Origin of the sequence: Pseudarthrobacter sp. NPDC092202 (assembly GCF_044755505.1) — a bacterium.
Classification (GTDB): domain Bacteria; phylum Actinomycetota; class Actinomycetes; order Actinomycetales; family Micrococcaceae; genus Arthrobacter.
This window is the reverse complement of sequence record NZ_JBIVRG010000003.1, coordinates 191,029-213,745: the sequence shown is the minus strand read 5'-3', so window position 1 is coordinate 213,745 and position 22,717 is coordinate 191,029. Positions and strand designations below refer to the sequence as shown.

Below are 22,717 nucleotides of genomic sequence, written 5' to 3'. Positions count from 1 at the left end.
CGAAGGTTCCTCCCCAATGACTAGCCAGATTTCCCCGGCAACCAAGAAGCGCATCCTGTCCGGCGCCAAGCCCACGGCGGACTCCCTGCACCTGGGCAACTACATCGGCGCTGTCCGCAACTGGGTGGACATGCAGGCTGAATACGATGCCGTCTTCTTCATTCCGGACCTGCACGCCATCACAGTGGACTTCGACCCCGCTGAACTGGCCAAGCGCACCCGGATTGTGGCCGCCCAATACATCGCAGCGGGCATCGACCCGGACAAGAGCATCTTCTTTGTCCAGTCGCACGTGCCTGAGCATGCACAGCTTGCCTGGGCACTGAACTGCATCACCGGATTCGGCGAAGCCTCGCGGATGACCCAGTTCAAGGACAAGACACAGAAGTCCGGCGCCGACGCCGCCACTTTGGGCCTGTTCGCCTACCCCACCCTGATGGCTGCCGATATCCTGCTCTACCAGACCGACCTGGTGCCCGTGGGAGAGGACCAGCGCCAGCACCTGGAGCTCACCCGCAACCTGGCCCAGCGCTTCAACACCCGGTTTGGCCACACGTTTACTGTTCCCGAGGCGACCATCGTCAAGGAGAGCGCCAAGATCTACGACCTCCAGAACCCCAGCGCCAAGATGTCCAAGACGGGGGAGTCGCCCAACGGGGCCATCCAGCTTTTGGAGGACCCCAAGATCGCGGCCAAGCGCATCAAGTCGGCAGTGACCGACGCGGGAACGGAAATCCGCTTCGACGCTGAAGAAAAGCCGGGCGTCTCAAACCTGCTCACCATCTACTCATCCCTGACAGGCAAAACCATCCCCGAACTCGAAGCCGAATACCAGGGCAAGATGTATGGCCACCTTAAGGTGGACCTCGCTGAGGTTATGGTTGAGTTCGTTACGCCGTTGCGGAACCGCACCAATGAGCTGATGAGCGATCCTGCGGAACTGGACAGGCTGCTCGCACACGGTGCCGAGCGTGCCCGCGAGATCGCCTCGGTCACCCTCGCCCAGGTCTATGAGCGCATGGGTTTCCTTCCGTCCCTCAGCCTCGCCGGAGTCCGCTAGCGCCATGTCCTCCAGCAAAGTCGCGGCAAGGGAAGGTGCCCGTTCCACCCACAGGGTGGCGGGGACGCCCGGCGGTTCCCACGGAGAGCCTGCGGACCACCGTGCTGCGGCAGTACGCCCCGAGTCCCGCCCGGAAGACATCAGCGTTGGCGTGATCCTGGGGTTCCCGGCTGAGATTGCGGACGAGCTGCAGCGCTGGCGGGCGTCGTTCGGCGATCCCCTGGCGGACGTAGTACCGGCACACATCACACTGGTCACCACAACCACCACCCGCGACTGGGAGGGCACCCTGGAACATGTCCGCGAGGTGGCCCGCCAGCAAAGCCCTTTCAAGGTCACCATCGCGGGCACCGGAACATTCCGGCCCGTTTCCCCGGTGGTCTTCATCAATGTGGAGGACGGATTCGAGGACTGCGTTGCCCTCCACGGAAAACTCCAGCAGGGCCCCCTCCACCGTGAGCTGCCGTTTGCCTACCACCCGCACGTGACCATCGCCCACGACGTCGCCCCGGAAAACCTCGATGAAGCCGAAACGGTGTTGAGGAACTACAGGGCCACCTTCCCCGTGGTTAGCATGGGACTTTACGAGCACGATGCCAATGGCATCTGGCAGCTACGGGAAGAGCTGGACTTTGGGACCCAAACTGACAACGACGGCACCCGATCCGCGGATTCCGCCCCGGACACAGCCGACGGCGGGACAGCAGCCGCTTCCCACTGACCGCGCCCACCTGAAGCTGGCCGTCATCCAGAAACGGATGGAGTGGAACAAGGCCCGCAGGTCCGGCGGCGGGCCCGTGGCCGGCGTAATGGCCATGGTCCAATGGCTGCTTGCCCGCCTGAACGTGCTCCGGCCCATGCGGGCCTTCCGGCATTACAGCCTCCAGCACGGCCCGCTGATGAGTGCCGGCATCGGGTTCAACATGTTTTTCTCCATCACCGGCCTCCTGGCCACCGGCTTTTCGATCGCCGGGCTGGTCCTGAGGGGGCAGCCGGTGCTGCTGGAGACCATCATCGGCAGCGTGGCCCAGAGTGCTCCGGGCCTCCTGAAAGTCAACGGCGGCGAAGGCCTGGTTGATCCGCAGGACCTGCTGAATCCGGACGGCCTGGGCTGGACGGCCGTTATCGCGGCAGCCGTAACCGTCTATACCTCGCTGCGGTGGATCGCCAGCCTGCGGGACGGCCTCCGCGGCGTGCTGGAACTTCCCCCGTCGCTGGTCAACCCCATCCTCCTGAAGCTGCGCGACGCCGGCACTCTGCTGCTTCTGGGCGTGGCCCTGGTCATCAGCGCCGGCGCGTCCCTTGTCTTTGGCACGGCCGCCGGGTGGGTCGCGGACTTCCTCCGGCTCGACGACGCACTGGCCGGCCCGCTGACCACCTCCATCAAGATTGGCGTACCCCTGGTTTTGAACTGGGTTACCGCGCTCATCATGTTCCGGCTGGCCGCAGGCCTGAAGCTCTCCCGCCGCGCGCTGCTGGAAGGCACCATCCTGGCAGCGCTGGGCACCACGGTCCTGCAGATCTTCAGTACCGAGCTTCTCGCCGGTGCCGGCCGCAACCCGCTCCTGGCACCGTTTGCCATCATCATCGGCCTGCTGATCTGGTTCAACCTGGTGAGCCAGGTGTACCTCGTTTCCGGAGGCTGGTCCGCGGTACGCGAGGCAGACCACGGCACCGCCTCCTCCAGCCACGAGAAGGGAACCTGGGGCGCCCGGCAGGTCCAGCCGGGAAAGGTACCGGTGCAGCCGGGGAAAGTGCCGGCGAACGCGGAGGCGGGCATGCAAAGCCCGGCCCGAGCCGCAGCTGCCCGGCGCAGGGGCAACGGCCGCACGCGGCAGCGTTGACCGCAGCCCCCGCAAACGGTCGCAGCCCCGTACCTGAAATGCACTGCCGTGCTGCGGGGAACGAGCGCTATGGCGCAGCCACCAGCCCCTCCCACGCCACTGTCCAGCCGGTGGGGAATCCCGGGGCATGGCGGTCCGGGCCGCCGTCCCAGCCCGCGGCCATCAGGGCCGTGGCGGCAAGCAGGCCGCCGTTGCCGGGAAGGTACAGCGGCAGCGAGTCGGTCTGGCGGTTGTGCCCGTTGGCCAGCACTGTGTTCTTCCGGGCGTCCAGCAGGAGGGCGTTGACAGCCGCCTCCGGGTCCTCGAGGCGCGCGGCGGTCATGGCCAGTACGGGGTAGTCCCAGCCCCAGGTGCTGTCCCAGTCCCAGTCGGCAAGGACGTCGGCGAGGGTCGCCCGCATGATGTCCTTATCGATCAGGTCGGTTTCGGGCAGGACGCCGAGGGCGCACAGCATCGAGGGATGGTCTGTCCTGATGGTGAAGGGCTCCACGTCGATGGCAGCGTAGACGCCATCCATTACCCGTGGCTTCACCATTTGCCCGGCCACCTCCTGCCACGCCGGAACCGGTTCAAGCCCTAAGCGGTCCCGCCAGGTGGCCGCAACACGAAGCGCCCACTGCCAGTACGCCAGCTCGAAGGTGGGATTGGTGACGGATGCCCGGATGGAGCCGTAGCTCTCCTGGGCGGGAATCAGGGGCGGGCCGAGTTCAAAGCCCCGAGGCGTCCGGTGGGCGAAGCTCGCCATGAACATGGCGGATTCGAAAACGATCTCCGCAAACTCCTCGAGCACTTCCCGGCACGGGTTGGCGCGGTAGACGAGTTCCGCCAGGTGGATGGGATGCGGCTGCTGCCAGACCAGGAAGGTGCCAATAGGGCTGGGACTTTCCCTCCCGTCCGGACCTACCTGCTTCGGCCAACGGACGCCGTCGAAGCCCTGCGACCTGGCGGTCTGCCGTGATGCCTCCAGCACCGTGGAGTACCAGCGCAGCGACGGGAGGAGGAGCTCCACCCGGTTCCAGTGGGCGAAGTGCGCGGCGTGCCACCAGTGCATCTCCAGATGGAAGCGGCCCCGCCAGGAATTGCACACCAGCCCGGTTTCCTGTGGAGGCAGGGAGCCGGAGCAATTGATGGCCGTCAGGTACTGGGAGAGGACGATCCTGCGCTCCAGCTCCTTGGCCCTGGGGTCGTTCGTCGCTCCAAGCTCAATGGCGCCGCCGGACAGCCAGAACCCGGGCCAGTAGTCCTCGGAGGCGGCTGCCACGCTGCTGCCTGCCGGGAGGCCGGCAGGGCCGGAAGGCACGACGGCGGGCCGGGCCGTCGTGCCCGCGTCCTGCCGTGCTGCGGCCAGGGTTGCGCCGGTGTCACCACGGGGGACACAGTCCCCGTCCCCGGCGGAGGCGAAAGCAACCGCCAGGTCCATCACGCCTTGGCCCTCGCCGCTGCAGGGGTTGGGGCTGATTCGGAGACGGTGCTGCCCCGTCTGCGCCACGGTGAGGCTGCGTCCCGTGATCACAACCTGGTAGCGGGAGTCATCGAGCTCGCGGCGGGTGGTCCAGGCTGTGGACCCGGCATGCAGCCCGGACGCGGCAGGCTCCCCGAGCGTTGTGGTGTGGGCGTCCTGGCTTGTCCAGTCGGCGGCGTCGTGCCACGCTTCGGAACCGTAGGGGAAGTCGATGGTGATGGCCAGGCTGTCCGGGAGGCTCCGCGACTCCACCCGAATGCCGAGTTCGTCCCGTTCGGGGTGGCAGGCGGTCATGACCGCCACGGGGTGCCCGGCGAGCAGGAAGCGGCTGGTGACTGTCCCCGTCCAGAGGTCGAGCGTCTGCTCGGCATTGGTTACATCGTCTTCGGTGAGGGCGCGGTCTTGTCCTGCCTCCACCAGCCTGAAGCCGATGCGTCCCAGGTCAATGCGGTGCGGGTTGGCCCGCAGCCAGGTTTCGGCGGCCGACGTGCCTGCCTCACGGTCGTTGACGATGTCGCCCACCATGTCCACGTAAGGCACGGGTCCGCGCGGCGAGTCGTAGAGGACCGTGGAGCCCGAAAGCTCGTACGTCTGGGCGGGAGGAACGGAGTGCCATGCCCACTGGGCCTGCGTGCCAAGGAGCGTGCCGGGTGGAAGGTCATCCCTTGCTCCCACGGGATACGAACCCGGGAGTGATTGGAGGCCGGTGAGGTCCATTGTGAAGGCGAATTCACCGTTGCCTACTGACACCGGGCTCCGGGGGTCGAGCGCCTGCTGGTGGACGTTATGCCGCCGGACGAGTGCGTTCCTGTCAATGGGGCCGCCCTGGGGAAAGTTTGGGGACGGCACCTTTGGGGACGGCACCTTTGGGGACGGCGCGGTCGGCGAGGTGCTGGTTGGAGTGCTCACCGTGACTGCCTTCCGGGAGCTGTTCCGCTGTTACTGACGACTGTTGCCGGGGGATCAAGGACCACGGTGTCCTCCAGTTCTTTGAGGTGATGGAAGGAAGCCCGCTCGTGCGGGCTGTTGTTCGGTTGATGCAGGGTAAGGAGGAGCTGTCCGTCAAAGGTCCTGGCGATCATGCCGTGGCCGCCGTCGGTACCCCATATGGGCTTGTCCTCCTGGTGCCATGGGCCCAGGACCGTACCGGACCCGCTGCGCGCGATGCCCATGGCGTATCCCTGGTCTCCGAAGCTCGACCACAGCATGATGAGGCCGCCATTGCTGAGACGGTGCAGGTAGGGGCCGTCGGTGACGTAGACCGGGAATTCCAGTTTCGCTGTTGAGGGAACCTGCAGGGGGCGGGACCAGGGTGCTTCCGAACCGCTGAACAGGAGGACGGGAGCGCCTTCGGCTTGTCGGAGGTCAGGGGTCAGCCGCTGGGCCGTGACGGTTCCGTCGTGGACCTGCTTCCACTCGTGGCAGAAGACCATCCATGGTGCGCCGCCAGCATCCACGTGCAGCGTGCCGTCGAGGCACTGCCAGTTCCGGGGAGTCACGGGCCCGTTGCTCCAGGGTGTATAGGGGCCCTCGGGCCGGTCCGCGGAAAGTATCTGTGTGCCGCGGAAATGTCCGGGTGCGTAGAAGGTGGCGAACATGAAGAAACGGCCTTGGTAGCGATGCACTTCCGGGGCCCAGAACTGCTCCTGGCTCCAAAACCCGGGCGGGGGACGGAACGCCGGCACTGGACCGTCCCAGCCGACCAGATCCGAACTGCGGTAGCAGTCGAACCCCGTGGCGGGTCCGGACCAGATGTTGGGGTCCGTGCTTCCGAACAGCAGGTATTCGTTGGTCTCCGGTAGCGGCAGGACGAAGGGATCCCGAATCTGGATATCATTCAACTGCTGTGGCATGGCGTCCATTCTCTGGTCCTACTCAGCCGCCCCCTTGTGGGCTTCTGGAAGCTATTGACCCGTCGGCGGCAGCTTGATACGTTTCACGAAACCGTTTTCTGACGTACAAGGAAGCATACCCAATGGAGCGTACGATTTTCCGGACTGTCCGTAAATCCGTTGCCGCCCTCGCAGCTGTAAGCCTGCTGAGCGTTACGGTTGCCTGTTCCAGTACCCCGTCCAACGAGGCCCAGGACGGGCCCGTTGAAATTCGTTTCTCATGGTGGGGAAATGAGGGGCGGGCGCAGCTGACCACCAAGACCATCGCGGAATTCGAGGCCGCCAACCCGGACATCAAGGTGAAACCGGAATACGGCGACATCAGCGGCTACTTCGACAAACTTGCCACGCAGGTGGCCGCCAACGATGCTCCGGACGTCATCACCATGGGCGGGGCCTATCCTGCCGAGTACGCCAACCGCGGCGCGCTCTTGGACCTGTCCGAGGTCGGCGAATCCCTGGACCTGTCGGCGATGGACCCCGGAGCGCTGGAGAATGGCCAGGTGCAGGGCACTCAGTACGGGGTTTCCACTGGAGCCAACGCCCTGGCCATTGTTGCCAATCCCGCTGTTTTCGCCGCCGCCGGGGTACCGCTGCCGGATGACAGCACGTGGAGCTGGGACGACTTCGCGAAGACCGCGGCGGATATTACGGCCAAGAGCCCGAAGGGCACCTACGGAACAGCAACGGTCCTCACGCACGATTCACTGGACGCCTTTGCCCGCCAGCGCGGCGAATCCCTCTACACCCAGGACGGCCAACTGGGCCTGGACAAGGACACTGTCCAGGACTACTTCGACTTCTCGTTGAAACTGAGCGAATCCGGGGCGGCACCAAATGCCTCTGAAACCGTGGAGAAGCTGAATGTCAGCACTGAGCAGACCCTGATGGGCATGGGCCAGGCCGGCATGATGCTCACCTGGAGCAACTCGCTGTCCGCGCTCAGCAAGGCCTCCGGCGCGGACTTGAAGTTGCTCAAGCTCCCCGGCGAAACGCCCACCGCGGGCATCTGGCTCCAGTCATCCCAGTTCTACACAATTTCAGCCCGCAGCAAGCACCCCGAGGCTGCGGCCAAGCTGGTGGACTTCCTGGTCAACAACGAGTCCGCCGCAAAGATCATCCAGAGCGACCGCGGCGTTCCCAGCAACTCCGGCATGCGTACCGCAATCCAGGACCTGTTGACGCCGCAGGGCAAGGTGGAAGCCGAGTACATCGACCAGATCGGCAAGATGGACTTTGCCCCCACTTACATCGGACCCACCGGCTCCACCGCGGTTTCCGAGATCACCGCCCGCATGAACACCGATGTCCTGTTCAAGCGGCTTTCGCCCGAGAAAGCTGCGGAGCAGTGGATCAGCGAAAGCAATGCCGCGATCGGCAAGTAGGGTCCAGGCAGCAGGCAGCAGGCAGCAGGCAGCAGGCAGCAGGCAGCAGGCAGCAGGCAGCCGCAGGCCGGTTATTGCCCGGCGTCGAGGTACTGGTCGGCCCAGGCCGCGATGATACGGGCAGCCCGGGCCGCCTGGCCCTTTCCGGTAAGGAGGTGGTCGCTTCCCTCGAGGGATACGAAGTTCCGGGGGTGGCGGGCCGTCTGGAAAATGGTGCTGGCATTCTCGATTCCCACAGTGTTGTCCGTGGGGGAGTGGAGCACCATCAGCGGCTTGTGCAGCTGCTTGATGCAGTCCGTCAGGTCCGCGTTCTCGAGGTCTTCCACGAAGTGCTTGCGGATCTCCACACGCTTCCCGCCAAGGTCCACTTCGGCACTGCCCTCGCTCAGGATCTTGTCCAGGGCGGCGTCGAAGACGTGTGCCACATGCTTGGGCGAGAAGGGGGCACCAACGGTGGCAACGGCGTCGAGCTCCGGGATCTCCCGTGCGGCGGCCAGTACGGCCGCGCCGCCGAAGGAATGACCCACCAGCAGGGAAATCTGCTTCCCTTCGGCACGCATGAACTCGGCCGCCTTGACGGTGTCCGCCACCTTGTGGCTGAAGGATCCCGCGGACCACTCACCGGCCGAACCGCCCAGGCCGAGGTTGTCGAACCTCAGCATGCCCACGCCGCTGTCCGCCAGTGCCTTGCACATCCGTGCCGCAGAAGGGCTGTCCTTGCCAAGGGTGAAGCCGTGCGAAAACACACCCCAGCCCTTGACCGGCCCTTCCGGGACATCGATGATGCCGGAGAGCGTCTCACCGGTGGAGCCTTCGAAGGTGACCTTTTCGGAGCGGGACACGGCGTCCCCTTTCGTTTGGTACGGATGGCTGTGGGCCCAGCCGCCGGGTTCCCTGGCCGAGCCTGCGGGGTCAGGGGGCGGGTGGGGAGAAACAACGACGGCGCCATCCCCCTTAAGTGGGGGACGGCGCCGTCGTCCGCTAAATCCCTTGTCAGACCTTGCGGGAGAGAATTGCCTGCTTGACCTCGGCGATCGCCTGGGTCACCTGGATGCCGCGCGGGCATGCTTCGGAGCAGTTGAAGGTGGTGCGGCAGCGCCACACGCCTTCCTTGTCGTTGAGGATTTCGAGGCGCATGTCCCCGGCGTCATCGCGTGAATCGAAGATGAAGCGGTGGGCGTTGACGATCGCGGCCGGGCCGAAGTACTGGCCGTCGGTCCAGAAGACCGGGCAGGATGACGTGCACGCCGCGCAGAGGATGCACTTGGTGGTGTCGTCGAAGCGCTCACGGTCCTCGGCGGACTGCAGGCGCTCCCGGGTGGGCTCGTGTCCCTTGTTGATCAGGAACGGCATTACCTCGCGGTAGGACTGGAAGAAGGGCTCCATGTCCACAATGAGGTCCTTCTCCACCGGCAGGCCCTTGATGGGCTCAACCGTGATGGGCTTGGACGTGTCCAAATCCTTAAGCAGCGTCTTGCAGGCAAGGCGGTTGCGGCCATTGATGCGCATGGCGTCCGAGCCGCACACACCGTGGGCGCAGGAGCGGCGGAAGGAGAGCGTGCCGTCGGTTTCCCACTTGACCTTGTGCAGGGCATCCAGCACACGGTCCGTGCCGTACATGGTCAGATGGAAGTCGTCCCAAGTGGCTTCCTCGGAAACCTCCGGGTTGTACCGGCGGACGCGCATGTGCACATCGAACGTGGGGATCTCGCCGCCACCGCCGACGCCGGCAGGCAGTTCAATCTTTGAGGCTGGCTCAGCGATTTCAGCGGTCATCTTAGTACTTCCTCACCATCGGCTCGTAGCGGGTAAAGACGACCGGTTTGGTGGCCAGGCGGATGCCGGCGATTGACTCTGCCGATCCGTCTGCCGGCGCGTGGTCATCCTTGTACGCCATGGAGTGCTTCATGAATTTTTCGTCGTTGCGGTCCGGGAAGTCCTCGCGGAAGTGTCCGCCGCGGGATTCCTCGCGGTAGAGGGCTGCAACGGTCATTACCTTGGCCAGTTCCAGCAGGAACCCGAGTTCAACGGCTTCGAGCAGGTCAAGGTTGAAGCGCTTGCCCTTGTCCTGGACGTTGATCCGCTTGTACCGCTCCTCGAAGGAGGCGATGTCGCGCAGGACCTGGTTCAGGGTTTCAGCCGTGCGGAACACCTGCATGTTGGCGTCCATGGTGTCCTGGAGCTCCTTGCGGATCACGGCCACCTTTTCGTCGCCGGTGCCGTTCCGGGCAATGTCCAGCAGTTCCGTGGTGTACGCCAGCGGGTTCTCCGGCAGTTCCACGAAGTCCGCCGTCTTGGCATACTCCGCCGCGGCGATGCCTGCGCGCTTGCCGAACACGTTGATGTCCAGCAGCGAGTTGGTGCCCAGGCGGTTCGAGCCGTGCACCGAAACGCAGGCCACCTCGCCGGCTGCATACAGTCCGGGGACCACGGTGTCGTTGTCCTGCAGGACCTCGGTGGTGATGTTGGTGGGGATGCCGCCCATGGCGTAGTGCGCCGTCGGGAACACCGGGACCGGCTCCGTGTAGGGCTCAACGCCGAGGTAGGTGCGGGCGAACTCGGTGATGTCCGGCAGCTTGGCATCGATGTGCGCGGGCTCCAGGTGCGTGAGGTCCAGGAGGACGTAGTCCTTGTTCGGGCCGCAGCCGCGGCCTTCGCGGACCTCGTTGGCCATGGAACGGGCCACGATGTCGCGGGGTGCCAGGTCCTTGATGGTGGGGGCGTAGCGCTCCATGAAGCGCTCACCCTCGGAGTTGCGGAGGATGGCACCCTCGCCACGGGCGGCTTCGGAAAGCAGGATGCCCAGGCCGGCGAGGCCTGTCGGGTGGAACTGGAAGAATTCCATGTCCTCCAGGGGAATGCCGCGGCGGAAGGCGATGCCCATGCCGTCACCGGTGAGGGTGTGTGCGTTGGAGGTGGTCTTGAAGACCTTGCCCGCGCCGCCGGAGGCGAACACCACGGACTTGGCCTGGAAGACGTGCAGTTCACCGGAGGCGAGGTCGTAGGACACCACGCCGGCAACACGCTTCTGCTTGTAGGGCGTGCCGTCCTCGCGGACAGCGTCTTCTTCAACGGTCAGCAGGTCCAGGACGTAGTACTCGTTGTAGAACTCAACGTTGTGCTTGACGCAGTTCTGGTACAGGGTCTGCAGGATCATGTGGCCGGTGCGGTCTGCGGCGTAGCAGGCACGGCGCACCGGGGCCTTGCCGTGGTCGCGGGTGTGGCCGCCGAAGCGGCGCTGGTCAATCCGGCCCTCGGGCGTGCGGTTGAACGGCAGGCCCATCTTTTCCAGGTCCAGCACGGCGTCGATGGCTTCCTTCGCCATGACCTCGGCGGCGTCCTGGTCAACCAGGTAGTCCCCGCCCTTGATGGTGTCGAACGTGTGCCACTCCCAGTTGTCTTCCTCGACGTTGGCGAGTGCTGCACACATGCCACCCTGCGCGGCACCTGTGTGCGAGCGGGTGGGGTAGAGCTTGGTCAGTACTGCTGTGCGCGCGCGCTGACCGGATTCGATCGCGGCGCGCATGCCGGCGCCACCGGCACCGACGATGACGACGTCGTACTTATGGACCTGCATACCAGATGCTCTTTCTCTCAAAATTCGCTATAAAACAACGGGCGGGCGTTGCCTGCGCCGCAAAACAGGGCCCGCGGAGATTCCCGCGGGCCCGGGGTGGTGCTGGTGCTAGGCAGGGCAGAATCCGCCAGGCAGGGGAACGCCGTCAACCACGGGGCAGGGATCGAAGGTGAAGATCACCAGGGTGCCCAGGACGATGATGACCACCGTGGCCGAGTAAAGGACGGTCTTCAGCCAGCGGCGGGTTGAGTCCTTTTCTGCGTAGTCGTTGATGATGGTGCGCACGCCGTTGGTTCCGTGCAGCATGGCCAGCCACAGCATCGCAAGGTCCCAGAACTGCCAGAACGGGTCAGCCCATTTGCCGGCCACGAAACCGAAGTCGATGGCCTTGATGCCTTCCCCCACAAGGAGGTTCACGAAGAGGTGCCCGAAGATGAGGACTACCAGGACCACGCCGGACAGGCGCATGAAGAGCCAGGCGATCATCTCGAAGTTGCCCTTGCTGCCACCGTGACGGCGGTACTGGGGGGCGATCCGCCCGCTGCGGGGGCTCTCGATTGTTGCACTCATGGCTTAGTGACCTCCCAGGGCGAGGGACAGGTGGCGGATGGAGAAGGCGACCATGGTGACCAGCCACAGGCCAAGGACTGCCCACAGCATCTGCCGCTGGTACTTGGCGCCCTTCTTCCAGAAGTCAACAGCAATGATGCGCAGGCCGTTGAACGCGTGGAAAACGATGGCAGCGACAAGGCCGGTCTCGCCCAGGGCCATAAGGGGGTTCTTGTACGCACCGATCACGGCGGTGTAGGCCTCGGGAGACACACGCACCAAGGAGGTGTCCAAAACGTGGACCAACAAGAAGAAAAAGATCACTACACCGGTAATGCGGTGTCCTACCCAGGACCACATGCCTTCACGGCCGCGGTACAAGGTGCCAGCTGGTTTTGTCGGCACTGATAAACCTCCCTGCAACACAGCGGCGCTGGCATGAGATCCACGCGGGGGGAACGCCTGCTGCGAGAGCACTCGTAGCTCGAGCCTAAATCTAGGCTCCGCTAACAGCTTATTCAATTTAGGAGCTCCTTGGTGACCAGCAGTGGCGCGGATCTTCCAAATTTATGAGACAAAGGACACACTGCCCCGTGCGGGTGCGCGGTGCACAGTTGCGTCACGGCGGATCCGGGGCGGTAAAGTCCCGCCGGAAGCGGCGCGCCGGGGTTCCGCTAAAGTAGGCGGTGATGAGTACAGACACAGTGACAAGCCCGGCATCACCCCTTGACCGCTTCATTGCGGTGATCCCGGCCGGCGGTGTGGGGACCCGCCTCTGGCCCCTGTCACGCGCCGCAGCTCCCAAATTCCTTCACGACCTCACCGGCTCGGGCAGTACACTCCTGCGCGCCACCTACGACCGGCTGCATCCGCTCGCCGGCAGCAAGATGCTGGTGGTCACCGGAAAAGCCCACCGGGACGCCGTGTGCCGCCAGCTCCCCGAACTCCACGATTCGGACCTCGTCCTCGAGTCCGAGCCGAAGGACTCCGCGGCCGCGATCGGCCTTGCAGCGGCTATCCTGCACGAACGCGATCCGGACACCATCATGGGTTCATTCGCCGCTGACCAGGTGATCAGCCCGGACCACCTCTTCCAGCAGGCCGTCCGCGAGGCAATCCACACAGCTGCGGCCGGCAAGATCGTGACCATCGGCATCAAGCCCACCCACCCCTCCACGGGGTTCGGCTACATCCGCTCCGGCCAGGAACTGCACATCGAAGGTGCCCCCAGTGCACTTGACGTGGTGGAGTTCGTGGAAAAGCCGGACGAGGAAGTAGCCCAGCAGTACGTGGACAGCGGCAACTACGTATGGAACGCCGGAATGTTTGTTGCCCCGGTTGCCCTTCTGCTCAAGCACCTGGAAGCCAACCAGCCCGAACTGTTCAGGGGCCTGCAGGAAATCGCCCAGGCCTGGGACACCCCCGCTCGTGACGAGGTCACCGCCCGGGTATGGCCCACCCTGCCGAAAATTGCCATCGACTACGCGGTGGCCGAGCCCGCCGCCGAAGCCGGGGACGTCGCCGTCGTGCCCGGTTCCTTCCGCTGGGACGACGTGGGGGACTTCGCCTCCGTGGGCCGGCTCAACAGTGCCAAGGAAGTCGACGACGTCACCGTGCTGGGTGAAGGCGCGCGCGTCTTCACGGAGAACTCTTCCGGTGTAGTGGTTACCGACACCAAGCGCGTCATTGCCCTGATCGGGATCCAGGACGTCGTCATCGTTGACACACCCGATGCACTCCTGGTGACCACCATGGCAAACTCGCAGCGGGTGAAGGCCGCCGTCGACGCCCTGAAGGCCAGCGGCGACACCGACGTCCTTTGATGTAACGCTGCGACCGTGATGGCCGGTAATCAGCTGACCCTCGCTAGAGTGAAACAGTGCGCAACTACACTACTGAAGCCGAGCCTACCGACCTGGTGGCTCCCTGGCTCGAGCCCCTCCTGCCGGAACTGATCGACTTCCGGCGGGACCTGCACGCGCATCCGGAACTGTCATTCAAGGAGTTCCGCACCACGGACAAGCTGGCCGAGCGGCTTGAGGCTGCGGGGCTCGCGCCCCGCCGCCTTGAGGGAACCGGCCTCACGGTGGACGTGGGGGAGGGGCCCATCGCCACAGCGCTGCGCGGTGATATCGACGCCCTGCCCATCATTGAGGAAACAGGCCTTCCCTTCGCCTCGAGGAACCACGGTGTCACCCACGCCTGCGGCCACGACGTCCACACCACCACAATGCTGGGCATCGCCCTGGTATTGCACCGGATGCACCAGGAAGAGCCGCTGGGGGCCACGGTCCGCATCATCTTCCAGCCTGCCGAGGAAACCATGCCCGGCGGCGCCCACGCCTGCATCGAGCAGGGCGTGCTGGAGGGAGTTCCGCGGATCCTGGCACTGCACTGCGATCCGCGGATCGAGGTGGGCAAGATCGGTACCCGCATCGGTGCCATCACCTCAGCCTCGGACACCATCCGCATAGAGCTTTCCGGGCGCGGCGGGCACACCTCCCGCCCGCACCTGACCGAGGAACTGGTGTTCGCACTGGCGCAGATCGCGGTCAACGTGCCCGCCGTCCTGTCACGCCGGGTGGATGTCCGCAGCGGAGTTTCCGTGGTCTGGGGGCAGATCTCCGCAGGATCCGCACCCAACGCCATTCCCGGCACGGGCTACATGGCGGGAACCATGCGCTGCCTGGACCGCGACGCCTGGCACGAGGCCGGCGAGCTCCTGGACGAGGTGGTCCACCAGGTAGCGGCACCCTACGGCGTGGATGTCCGGCTCGAGCACACCAGGGGAGTCCCCCCGGTGGTCAACTCCGAACACGAAACCGCCATCATCGAGGCGGCCGCCCGCGCCGAAATCGGCGAAGATGCCGTGGTCCTCACGCCGCAGTCCATGGGCGGGGAGGACTTCGCCTGGTTCCTCGCCGAACTTCCCGGTGCCATGATGCGGCTGGGCACCAAGACTCCCGGCGGCGAAGAGTATGACCTGCACCGCGGGGACTACATCGTGGACGAGCAGGCCCTCGGCCTGGGGATCCGGGTCCTGACCGCAGCGGCCCTGCGCACCATCCGCCACCGGTAGGCCCGCGCCGCCCGCCGTCGTCGGGCTTTCTCCTCCCAATCAACGTCTTGCACCCCGCACTTAAGTTGTGCACAACTTACTTGTGTACTATCGTTTTTTCCATGACCGATGCACCCAGGCTGGACCACCAGGTCTGCTTTGCGCTCTATTCCGCCTCCCGGGCCGCCACCGCGGTGTACCGCCCGGTCCTCGAGGAGCTGGGCCTGACCTATCCCCAGTACCTCGTGATGCTGGTGCTGTGGGAAAACGAGCCCCGCGGCGTGAAGGAGATCGGCGAAGAGCTCGGGCTGGACTCCGGCACCCTGTCGCCGCTGCTGAAGCGGCTGGAGGCCCTGGGACTCTGTGAGCGGCGCCGGTCCGGCGAGGATGAGCGCCGCGTGGCCATCCATCTCACCCCCGCCGGCCGGGAGCTGAGCGCCAGGGCCGGTGCCATACCGCAGCGGCTCGCGCAGGCTGCGGGGCTCACGGCAGAGGAACTCGACCAGCTGCGCGACACGCTGGGCCGGCTGACGGCCGCCCTGCACGATGCGCACTGACAGCACCGGTCCGAAACTTTCAACCCACCAACAGGACGGATAACCCGTGAAACCTCTTTACACTGCCGAGGCCCTCGCTTCGGGCGAAGGACGCGACGGCACTGCACGGACCAACGACGGAAAGCTGGAGGTCACCCTGTCCAGCCCTGTCGAACTGGGCGGAAGCGGCCAGGGGACCAACCCTGAGCAGCTGTTCGCCGCCGGCTATGCGGCCTGCTTCCACTCTGCCCTCCGGCTGGTTGGCCGCAAGGAACAGGCCGACCTGACGGACTCCGCCGTAGCCGCGAAGGTGCACCTGGGCCAGCTCGGGGACGCCGGCTTTGGACTTGCCGCGGAGCTGGAGATTGCGCTGCCCGCGCTTGACCTTGCCACCGCCGAGGCGCTGGTGGCCAAGGCGCACCAGATCTGCCCCTACTCCAACGCAACCCGCGGCAATATCTCCGTAGACATCAAGATCCTGGAGTTCGCCGCATGAGCCTTCCTTCCGTTACCCGCGAAATCCAACTGGCCTCACGGCCGGTGGGCCGCCCGGTCCCGGAGAATTTCCGGCTGGCCGAATCTGCGCTGCCCGAACTTGGTGACGGCCAGATCCTGGTCCGGAACCTGTTCATCTCGGTTGATCCCTACATGCGGGGCCGCATGAATGACGTCAAGTCCTATTCCGCTCCGTTTGCCCTGGACAAAGCGCTCGACGGCGGCGCGGTGGGCGAGGTGCTGGCCTCCCGTTCCAGCCGGCACAAGGAAGGGGACGTCGTCGTGCATTCCCTTGGCTGGCGGGAGTATGCGGTGGTTGAGGAAGATGCGGCCACCACCGCCGACACCGGGCTGGCGCCGGCGTCCGCGTTCCTGGGCGCCCTGGGCATGACCGGACTCACGGCCTATGCAGGGCTGCTGAAAGTTGCGGCGTTCGCTCCGGGAGATGCGGTGTTCGTCTCCGGTGCGGCCGGAGCCGTGGGCTCGCTGGTGGGCCAGATTGCCAAGGCAATGGGCGCTTCGCGCGTCATCGGCTCGGCGGGCTCGCCCGCAAAGGTGGCCCGGCTGCTGGAGCTCGGCTTTGACGCCGCCTTCGATTACCACGACGGCCCGGTGCGGGAGCAGCTGGAAAACGCTGCCGGCCCCAACGGCATCGATGTCTACTTCGACAACGTGGGCGGGGAGCATCTTGAAGCGGCGCTGTCCGTCCTCAACGTGGGCGGACGGGTAGCCATGTGCGGCGCCATAGCCCAGTACAACTCGACCGAACCTACCCCCGCGCCCCGCAACCTGATGCTCGCCATCGGAAAGCAGCTGACCCTCAGGGGATTCCTGGTAGGCGGCCAGCGGCAGCACGCCGCCGAATTCGCCGGGAAGATGGCGGGATGGCTGGCTGACGGTACTGTCCGGTACGACGAGACGATCGTTGATGGCCTGGAGAACGCTCCCCAGGCCTTCATGGACCTCCTGGACGGTGCCAACACCGGAAAAATGCTGGTCCGGCTCCAGGGCTGACCGGCCTCGTTCATCCAGTAGGGGTGCCGCTTTTCTGCGGCACCCCTACTGGTTGGTAACAACTTGTAAACAATCTTCGGGATACCCCGCCGGCGTGCTACGGGCACGTGGCGCAGGCCACTAAAGTTGGTGCCATCAGTGCGCTCCGGCGCAGTGCTGCGTGCCCTCAGTGAAAACAGAATTTCAGTGCAGAAACGGACACTCATTGAATTCGAGCCGTAGCGCCTCTCTCTTCATCCTGGAGGAAAATTGAAGAACTCACTGCGTGCAAGCTTCAAACGGGGTTCAATGGCCGGCGTGGCTACCCTCGGTGCTTCGGCGCTCCTGTTGACCGCCTGCGGCGCAGCACCCGAAGCCGGGAGCACCTCAACGGCCGAAGCCACCGACTACACCGGCTGCATCGTCTCCGACTCCGGCGGGTTCGATGACCAGTCCTTCAACCAGTCCTCCTACGAGGGTCTGAAGAAGGCCGAGACCGACCTGGGCATCAAGGTCAACCAGGTTGAGTCCAAGACCAACAACGACTTCGAGCCGAACCTGCGCGCCATGGTCAGCGCCGGCTGCGACCTCACCGTCACGGTGGGGTTCCTGCTGGGCGACGCCACCAAGGCACAGGCTGAGGCCAACCCGGACAGCCACTTCGCGATTGTCGACTTCGGTTACGAGACGCCGATCGCCAACGTCAAGCCGATCATCTACGACACCGCCCAGGCCGCGTTCCTCGCCGGGTACCTCGCAGCCGGCACCACCAAGACCGGCACGGTTGCCACTTTCGGCGGCATCAAGCTTCCCACTGTCACCATCTTCATGGACGGCTACGCGGACGGCGTCAAGTACTACAACGAGCAGAAGGGCAAGGACGTCAAACTCCTTGGCTGGAACAAGGAAGCCCAGGACGGCAGCTTCACCGGCGACTTCGAGAAGCAGGACGTCGGCAAGCAGCTCACCCAGAACTTCCTGGACCAGGGCGCGGATATCGTCATGCCCGTAGCCGGTCCGGTGGGCAAGGGTGCCGGCTCCGCGCTCAAGGAAGCCAAGGCTGCCGGCAAGGACGTCAAGCTGATCTGGGTTGACTCCGACGGCTACCTCACGGCTCCCGATTACAAGGACATCATGCTGTCCTCCGTCATGAAGACGATGGGCGACGCCGTGGAGAACGTGGTCAAGGAGGACAAGGAAGGCAACTTCGACAACACCCCGTACGTGGGCACGCTGGCCAACGAGGGCGTCCAGCTGGCACCGTTCCACGACCTCGACTCCCAGGTCCCCGCAGAACTGAAGTCCGAGCTTGAGCAGATCAAGAAGGACATCATCGACGGGAAACTGAAGGTCGAATCCGCGGCAAGCCCGAAGGCCTGATCCCTGCCTGAGCGCCACCCCCGGCCGGTTACCGACTGGCCGGGCGGTGGCGCTTTTTGCTGGCTGCCCCGCACCGGACGGCAGCCCGCGTATCCCAGGACTGCACCCACTAGGCTGGTGCTGCAGCCACATATCCCGTCCGGTCGATCACTGGACGCATCGAGATTGGTCAGAGTTTTGAAACTTGAACTCAGAGGGATCACTAAACGCTTTGGCGCCCTGCTTGCCAACGACCACATCGACGTGGTGGTTGAGCCCGGACAGATCCACTGTCTCCTGGGTGAAAACGGGGCCGGCAAGTCCACCCTCATGAACGTGCTGTACGGCCTTTATGAACCGTCCGAGGGCGAAATCCTGGTTGACGGCAAGCCTGTTTCCTTCCGCGGGCCCGGTGACGCCATGGAGGCGGGCATCGGCATGGTCCACCAGCACTTCATGCTGGTTCCCGTCTTCACCGTCGCGGAGAACGTGGCACTCGGGGCCGAGCCCACCAAGGCCGCCGGCTTCCTCAACCTGGACGAGACGCGCCGCCGGATCAAGGAAATCTCGGACCAGTACGGGTTCGACGTTGACCCCGACGCCCTCGTCGAGGACCTGCCCGTTGGCGTCCAGCAGCGCGTTGAAATCATCAAGGCGCTGGTCCGCAACGCCAAAGTCCTCATCCTGGACGAACCCACCGCCGTCCTGACACCCCAGGAAACCGACGAACTCCTGGACATCATGCGGCAGCTCAAGTCGGGCGGGACGTCCATCGTCTTCATTTCGCACAAGCTGCGGGAAGTCAAGGCGGTCTCGGACACCATCACGGTGATCCGGCGGGGCAAGGTGGTAGGAACGGCCGACCCGGCCGCCTCCACCACCGAACTGGCGTCCATGATGGTGGGCCGCGCCGTCAGCCTCACCTTGGACAAAGCCCCGGCACAGCCCAAGGAAAAGACGTTCGAGGTCCGGAACCTTACCGTCATCGCCCCCAACGGCCAGCACATTGTGGACGGCCTCAGCCTCGAGATCGCCCGCGGAGAAATCCTTGCGGTAGCCGGCGTGCAGGGCAACGGCCAGACGGAACTGACCGAGGCCATCCTCGGCCTCCAGGACCGTGTCCACGGTTCCATCCTGCTGGACGGTCAGGAACTCCTGGGCCGCAGCGTCAAAGAGGTGCTGAATGCAGGCGTCGGCTTCGTCCCCGAGGACCGCTCCGTGGACGGCCTGATCGGGACCTTTTCGATTGCGGAGAACCTGATCCTGGACCGGTACGACCAACCCCCCTTTGCCAAGGGCATCAGCATGAGCCCTGCCAGGGTGCTCGAGAATGCCAGGACCCGGATCGAAGAGTTCGATGTCCGGACCCCGTCGGGTGCACTTGCCGCTGGAACATTGTCCGGCGGAAACCAGCAGAAGGTGGTGATGGCCCGCGAGCTGTCCCGCCCGCTTCGCCTGTTCATTGCCTCCCAGCCCACCCGCGGCGTGGACGTGGGAAGCATCGAATTCCTGCACAAGCGGATTGTGGCAGAACGGGACCAGGGCACGCCGGTGATGATCATCTCCACCGAACTGGACGAGGTCATGGAACTGGCCGACCGGATTGCCGTGCTCTACAAGGGCAAGCTCGTGGGTGTGGTCCCGGCCGGCACCAGCCGGGATGTCCTGGGCCTCATGATGGCCGGCATCCCGCCAGAGGAACATGCCCAGGCCATCCCCGCCCGAAAGGCCGCGGACACCGCGAGCACCTCCGACGCCGAAGGAGGCGACCATGCCTGACCAGCAATCACCCAAACACGCCGGAGGCGAGCCCGCTGACCGGCGGCCGCAGGCCACACCCGCTGCCGAGGAAACCGCAGCGATCGCATCCGTTGATACCGCCGGCGGCGCCATGGAACCGTCGGCAGTCCCCGCGACGGCCCAAAGCGGCCAGCTCCCGGGTGGTCCCGATACCCTGCTCCGGAAGATTTTCACCGGCAGCGGCATGGTTTCGGTCCTGGCGGTGCTGCTGGCCCTCGTCATCGGCGGGCTGCTCATCGCCAGCACGGACAGGCAGGTTGCCACCACGGCCACGTACTTCTTCGCCCGGCCTACCGATTTCCTGGCTGCCGTCTGGAACGCGGCCACACGGTCCTACATTGCCCTGTTCCAAGGGTCGGTCTTCAACCCGCGGGGCAACGGGGTGGCGGCCCAGTTCGCGCCCTTCATGGAAACCCTCACCATCGCCACCCCGCTCATCACGGCCGGCCTGGGTGTGGCACTGGCCTTCCGCGCGGGTCTGTTCAACATCGGTGCGCAGGGCCAGATCATCGTGGCCGGTATCCTCGCCGCCTGGGTGGGGTTCGCGCTCGACCTGCCGATGGGCCTGCACTTGCTCCTGGTCCTGGTGGCCGGCATCATCGGCGGTGCCTTTTGGGGCGGACTCGTGGGCGTCCTCAAGGCCCGCACCGGTGCCCATGAGGTCATCCTGACCATCATGTTCAACTACATCGCGCTGTATTTCCTGCGGTACCTCCTCAACACTCCTGCCTTCCAGCGGCCAGGGGAGTCGAACCCGATCTCGCCCATCCTGGACCCCACCGCCGTGTACCCGCAGATTTTCGGCAGCCAGTACCGGCTCCACCTGGGCTTCCTCCTGGCCATAGCCGCCACCGTCCTGGTGTGGTGGCTCCTGAACCGCTCCACTGTGGGCTTCGAGTTCCGTGCGGTGGGGGCAAACCCCAAGGCAGCGCAGACTGCGGGCATTAACGTGTCCCGCTCCACCATCCTGGTCATGGCCATCGCCGGCGGGCTGGCCGGCATGTCCGGCGTGGCACAGGTTGCGGGTACGGAGAAGGTCCTCACCGACGGTGTTGCGGCCACCTATGGTTTTGACGCCATCACAGTTGCCCTCCTGGGACGTTCGACGCCGTGGGGCACCTTCGCGGCGGGCCTCCTGTTCGGCGCCTTCCGTGCCGGAGCAGTCCAGATGCAGATCCAGACCGGAACCCCCATCGACATCGTCCTGGTGGTCCAGTCCCTCATTGTCCTGTTCATCGCGGCTCCGCCGCTGGTCCGGGCCATCTTCGGCCTCAACCCCAGGCGCCGGAAGCCCGCGCGCCCGGCCAAGTCCCGCGAGGCAGCAACCACCGGAGGTGCAGCAGCATGAGCACGACAGTATCCTCATCCAGGCCCGGTAACCCGCAGCCCGGAAACGCAGGCAAAGATGCTGCCGCCGCCACTGTCTCGGCCAAGCCGGTGGGCTGGAAGACACCCGTGTTCCTGGCCGCCTTCGCGGTCATCGCACTGGTGTTCTTCGGTCTGCTCGCACCCAACCAGACCGCCAGCTTCGGAATCTCCACGGGCAGCGACTTTTTCCAGCTGCCGGCCCTCCAGGTGAACGCCTTCGTTGGCGGCCTGGTGCTGTCCATCCTCCTGCTGGCACTGGCGGCCTACGCCATCTACCTCAAAACCAGGGACAAGCCCGTCCCGGGCTGGCTGACCGTGGCGTTCATCGTCCTGTTCGTGGCCGCGTTCCTCATCTGGGTGGTGGGCGGCGCCCGGACCCCCAGCATCTCGCTGGCCGGGCTCATCGCCGGTTCAGTCACCCTGGCCGTTCCGCTGGTCTTCGGATCATTGTCCGGCGTCCTGTGCGAGCGGGTGGGCGTGGTGAACATCGCCATTGAGGGCCAGCTGCTGGGCGGGGCTTTCACCGCTGCGATCGTCGCCAGCATGACGCAGAACCCCTTCATCGGGCTGCTGGCCGCCGCCGTGGCAGGTGCCGTGGTTTCCATGGTGCTGGCACTGTTCAGCATCAAATACCTGGTCAACCAGATCATCGTCGGCGTGGTCCTGAACGTGCTGGTCTCCGGCGTGACCGGCTTCCTGTTCAGCACCGTGATGCAGGCCAACAAGGCGCAGTTCAACTCACCTCCCGGCCTGGACATCATCGAAATTCCCGTCCTGTCCAGCATCCCGGTGATCGGCCCCATCCTGTTCCGCCAGTCCCTGGTGGGCTACCTGATGTACATCGCGGTCCTGGTGGTCTGGGTGGGCCTCTTCAAAACCCGGTGGGGACTGCGCGTGCGGGCGGTGGGCGAGCACCCGCAGGCGGCGGACACCCTGGGCATCAACGTGAACGCCACCCGGTTCTGGAACGTCACCCTTGGCGGGGCAGTGGCCGGCATTGGCGGGTCCTTCTTTACCCTGGTGGCCATCGACAGCTTCACCAAGGAGATCTCCGGCGGCCGTGGCTTTATTGCCCTGGCGGCCCTGATCTTTGGCCGGTGGAACCCGATCGGGGCTTTCTTCGCCGCGCTGCTGTTCGGATTCGCGGACAACCTGCAGAGCATCGTCACCATTATCGGCACTCCGGTTCCCAGCCAGTTCATGGCCATGCTCCCGTACCTGGTGACGGTCCTGGCGGTGGCAGGGCTGGTGGGTAAATCCAGGGGACCAGCTGCCAGCGGCATTCCGTATGTCAAAGGCTGACGGCGTGGACGGACTTGCAGAAGTGCGCGGCGATACA

General features: G+C 65.1%; 20 protein-coding genes. 13 read left to right on the top strand and 7 right to left on the bottom strand.

Annotated elements, in window-relative coordinates; all coding sequences use genetic code 11:
* The first annotated feature begins 16 nt into the window (after positions 1-16).
* From trpS to ACIQF4_RS07180, 3 genes are read left to right on the top strand one after another with little or no spacing between them, the layout of a single operon-like run.
* Positions 17-1,060 (top strand): tryptophan--tRNA ligase, encoded by a 1,044-nt coding sequence (gene trpS / locus ACIQF4_RS07190; protein ID WP_231455901.1) that lies wholly within the window; start codon positions 17-19, stop codon positions 1,058-1,060.
* Between the two features lie 4 nt (positions 1,061-1,064).
* Positions 1,065-1,781 carry a 2'-5' RNA ligase family protein gene (locus tag ACIQF4_RS07185; protein WP_400515246.1) on the top strand — a complete coding sequence of 239 codons (717 nt, stop codon included), beginning with the start codon at positions 1,065-1,067 and terminating at the stop codon, positions 1,779-1,781.
* A gap of 37 nt (positions 1,782-1,818) precedes the next feature.
* A complete protein-coding gene (locus tag ACIQF4_RS07180) occupies positions 1,819-2,904 on the top strand; it encodes a YihY/virulence factor BrkB family protein (protein WP_400515247.1) in 1,086 nt (361 codons plus the stop codon).
* A 67-nt stretch (positions 2,905-2,971) separates the two neighbouring features.
* Here the strand turns inward: ACIQF4_RS07180 and ACIQF4_RS07175 are convergent, their stop codons facing one another.
* Complete coding sequence (locus ACIQF4_RS07175; protein WP_400515498.1) at positions 2,972-5,083, bottom strand: hypothetical protein; 2,112 nt, start codon at positions 5,081-5,083, stop codon at positions 2,972-2,974.
* 188 nt (positions 5,084-5,271) lie between these two features.
* Positions 5,272-6,219: a glycoside hydrolase family 43 protein gene (locus tag ACIQF4_RS07170; protein ID WP_400515249.1), complete on the bottom strand. Its 948-nt coding sequence runs from the start codon at positions 6,217-6,219 to the stop codon at positions 5,272-5,274.
* A gap of 122 nt (positions 6,220-6,341) precedes the next feature.
* Here ACIQF4_RS07170 and ACIQF4_RS07165 point away from each other — a divergent pair, with 122 nt between their 5' ends.
* A complete protein-coding gene (locus ACIQF4_RS07165) occupies positions 6,342-7,643 on the top strand; it encodes an ABC transporter substrate-binding protein (protein WP_400515251.1) in 1,302 nt (433 codons plus the stop codon).
* Positions 7,644-7,714: 71 nt separating this feature from the next.
* Here the strand turns inward: ACIQF4_RS07165 and ACIQF4_RS07160 are convergent, their stop codons facing one another.
* The 5 genes from ACIQF4_RS07160 to sdhC all read right to left on the bottom strand — a co-directional run bounded on the left by ACIQF4_RS07160 (position 7,715) and on the right by sdhC (position 12,174).
* Positions 7,715-8,485, bottom strand: coding sequence for a S9 family peptidase (locus tag ACIQF4_RS07160; protein ID WP_231455909.1), 771 nt, complete (start codon positions 8,483-8,485; stop codon positions 7,715-7,717).
* Positions 8,486-8,636: 151 nt separating this feature from the next.
* Complete coding sequence (locus ACIQF4_RS07155) at positions 8,637-9,419, bottom strand: succinate dehydrogenase iron-sulfur subunit (protein ID WP_400515254.1); 783 nt, start codon at positions 9,417-9,419, stop codon at positions 8,637-8,639.
* A gap of 1 nt (position 9,420) precedes the next feature.
* Positions 9,421-11,220 carry a succinate dehydrogenase flavoprotein subunit gene (sdhA, locus tag ACIQF4_RS07150; protein WP_400515256.1) on the bottom strand — a complete coding sequence of 600 codons (1,800 nt, stop codon included), beginning with the start codon at positions 11,218-11,220 and terminating at the stop codon, positions 9,421-9,423.
* A 108-nt stretch (positions 11,221-11,328) separates the two neighbouring features.
* Positions 11,329-11,790: a succinate dehydrogenase hydrophobic membrane anchor subunit gene (locus tag ACIQF4_RS07145; RefSeq protein ID WP_231457913.1), complete on the bottom strand. Its 462-nt coding sequence runs from the start codon at positions 11,788-11,790 to the stop codon at positions 11,329-11,331.
* A gap of 3 nt (positions 11,791-11,793) precedes the next feature.
* Entirely contained in the window at positions 11,794-12,174 is a 381-nt protein-coding gene (gene sdhC / locus ACIQF4_RS07140; RefSeq protein ID WP_074446982.1) for a succinate dehydrogenase, cytochrome b556 subunit, read from the bottom strand.
* A 284-nt stretch (positions 12,175-12,458) separates the two neighbouring features.
* Between sdhC and ACIQF4_RS07135 the strand changes: the two genes are divergently transcribed.
* The 9 genes from ACIQF4_RS07135 (at position 12,459) to ACIQF4_RS07095 (ending at position 22,680) form a co-directional block, all read left to right on the top strand.
* Positions 12,459-13,592 (top strand): mannose-1-phosphate guanylyltransferase, encoded by a 1,134-nt coding sequence (locus ACIQF4_RS07135; protein ID WP_231457912.1) that lies wholly within the window; start codon positions 12,459-12,461, stop codon positions 13,590-13,592.
* A 56-nt stretch (positions 13,593-13,648) separates the two neighbouring features.
* Positions 13,649-14,848 (top strand): amidohydrolase, encoded by a 1,200-nt coding sequence (locus ACIQF4_RS07130; protein WP_400515259.1) that lies wholly within the window; start codon positions 13,649-13,651, stop codon positions 14,846-14,848.
* Positions 14,849-14,949: 101 nt separating this feature from the next.
* Positions 14,950-15,384, top strand: coding sequence for a MarR family winged helix-turn-helix transcriptional regulator (locus ACIQF4_RS07125; RefSeq protein WP_400515261.1), 435 nt, complete (start codon positions 14,950-14,952; stop codon positions 15,382-15,384).
* Positions 15,385-15,430: 46 nt separating this feature from the next.
* Complete coding sequence (locus tag ACIQF4_RS07120) at positions 15,431-15,859, top strand: organic hydroperoxide resistance protein (protein ID WP_400515263.1); 429 nt, start codon at positions 15,431-15,433, stop codon at positions 15,857-15,859.
* Complete coding sequence (locus ACIQF4_RS07115) at positions 15,856-16,872, top strand: NADP-dependent oxidoreductase (RefSeq protein ID WP_400515265.1); 1,017 nt, start codon at positions 15,856-15,858, stop codon at positions 16,870-16,872. Before ACIQF4_RS07120 ends, ACIQF4_RS07115 begins: the two co-directional genes overlap by 4 nt.
* A 288-nt stretch (positions 16,873-17,160) precedes the next feature.
* Complete coding sequence (locus ACIQF4_RS07110) at positions 17,161-18,231, top strand: BMP family protein (RefSeq protein ID WP_400515500.1); 1,071 nt, start codon at positions 17,161-17,163, stop codon at positions 18,229-18,231.
* Between the two features lie 177 nt (positions 18,232-18,408).
* Positions 18,409-19,989: an ABC transporter ATP-binding protein gene (locus ACIQF4_RS07105; protein ID WP_400515267.1), complete on the top strand. Its 1,581-nt coding sequence runs from the start codon at positions 18,409-18,411 to the stop codon at positions 19,987-19,989.
* Positions 19,982-21,358 (top strand): ABC transporter permease, encoded by a 1,377-nt coding sequence (locus ACIQF4_RS07100; protein WP_400515269.1) that lies wholly within the window; start codon positions 19,982-19,984, stop codon positions 21,356-21,358. The genes ACIQF4_RS07105 and ACIQF4_RS07100 overlap by 8 nt, the downstream gene beginning before the upstream one ends.
* Positions 21,355-22,680, top strand: a complete 1,326-nt coding sequence (locus ACIQF4_RS07095) for an ABC transporter permease (RefSeq protein WP_350004268.1) — start codon at positions 21,355-21,357, stop codon at positions 22,678-22,680. Before ACIQF4_RS07100 ends, ACIQF4_RS07095 begins: the two co-directional genes overlap by 4 nt.
* Positions 22,681-22,717: the final 37 nt, after the last annotated feature.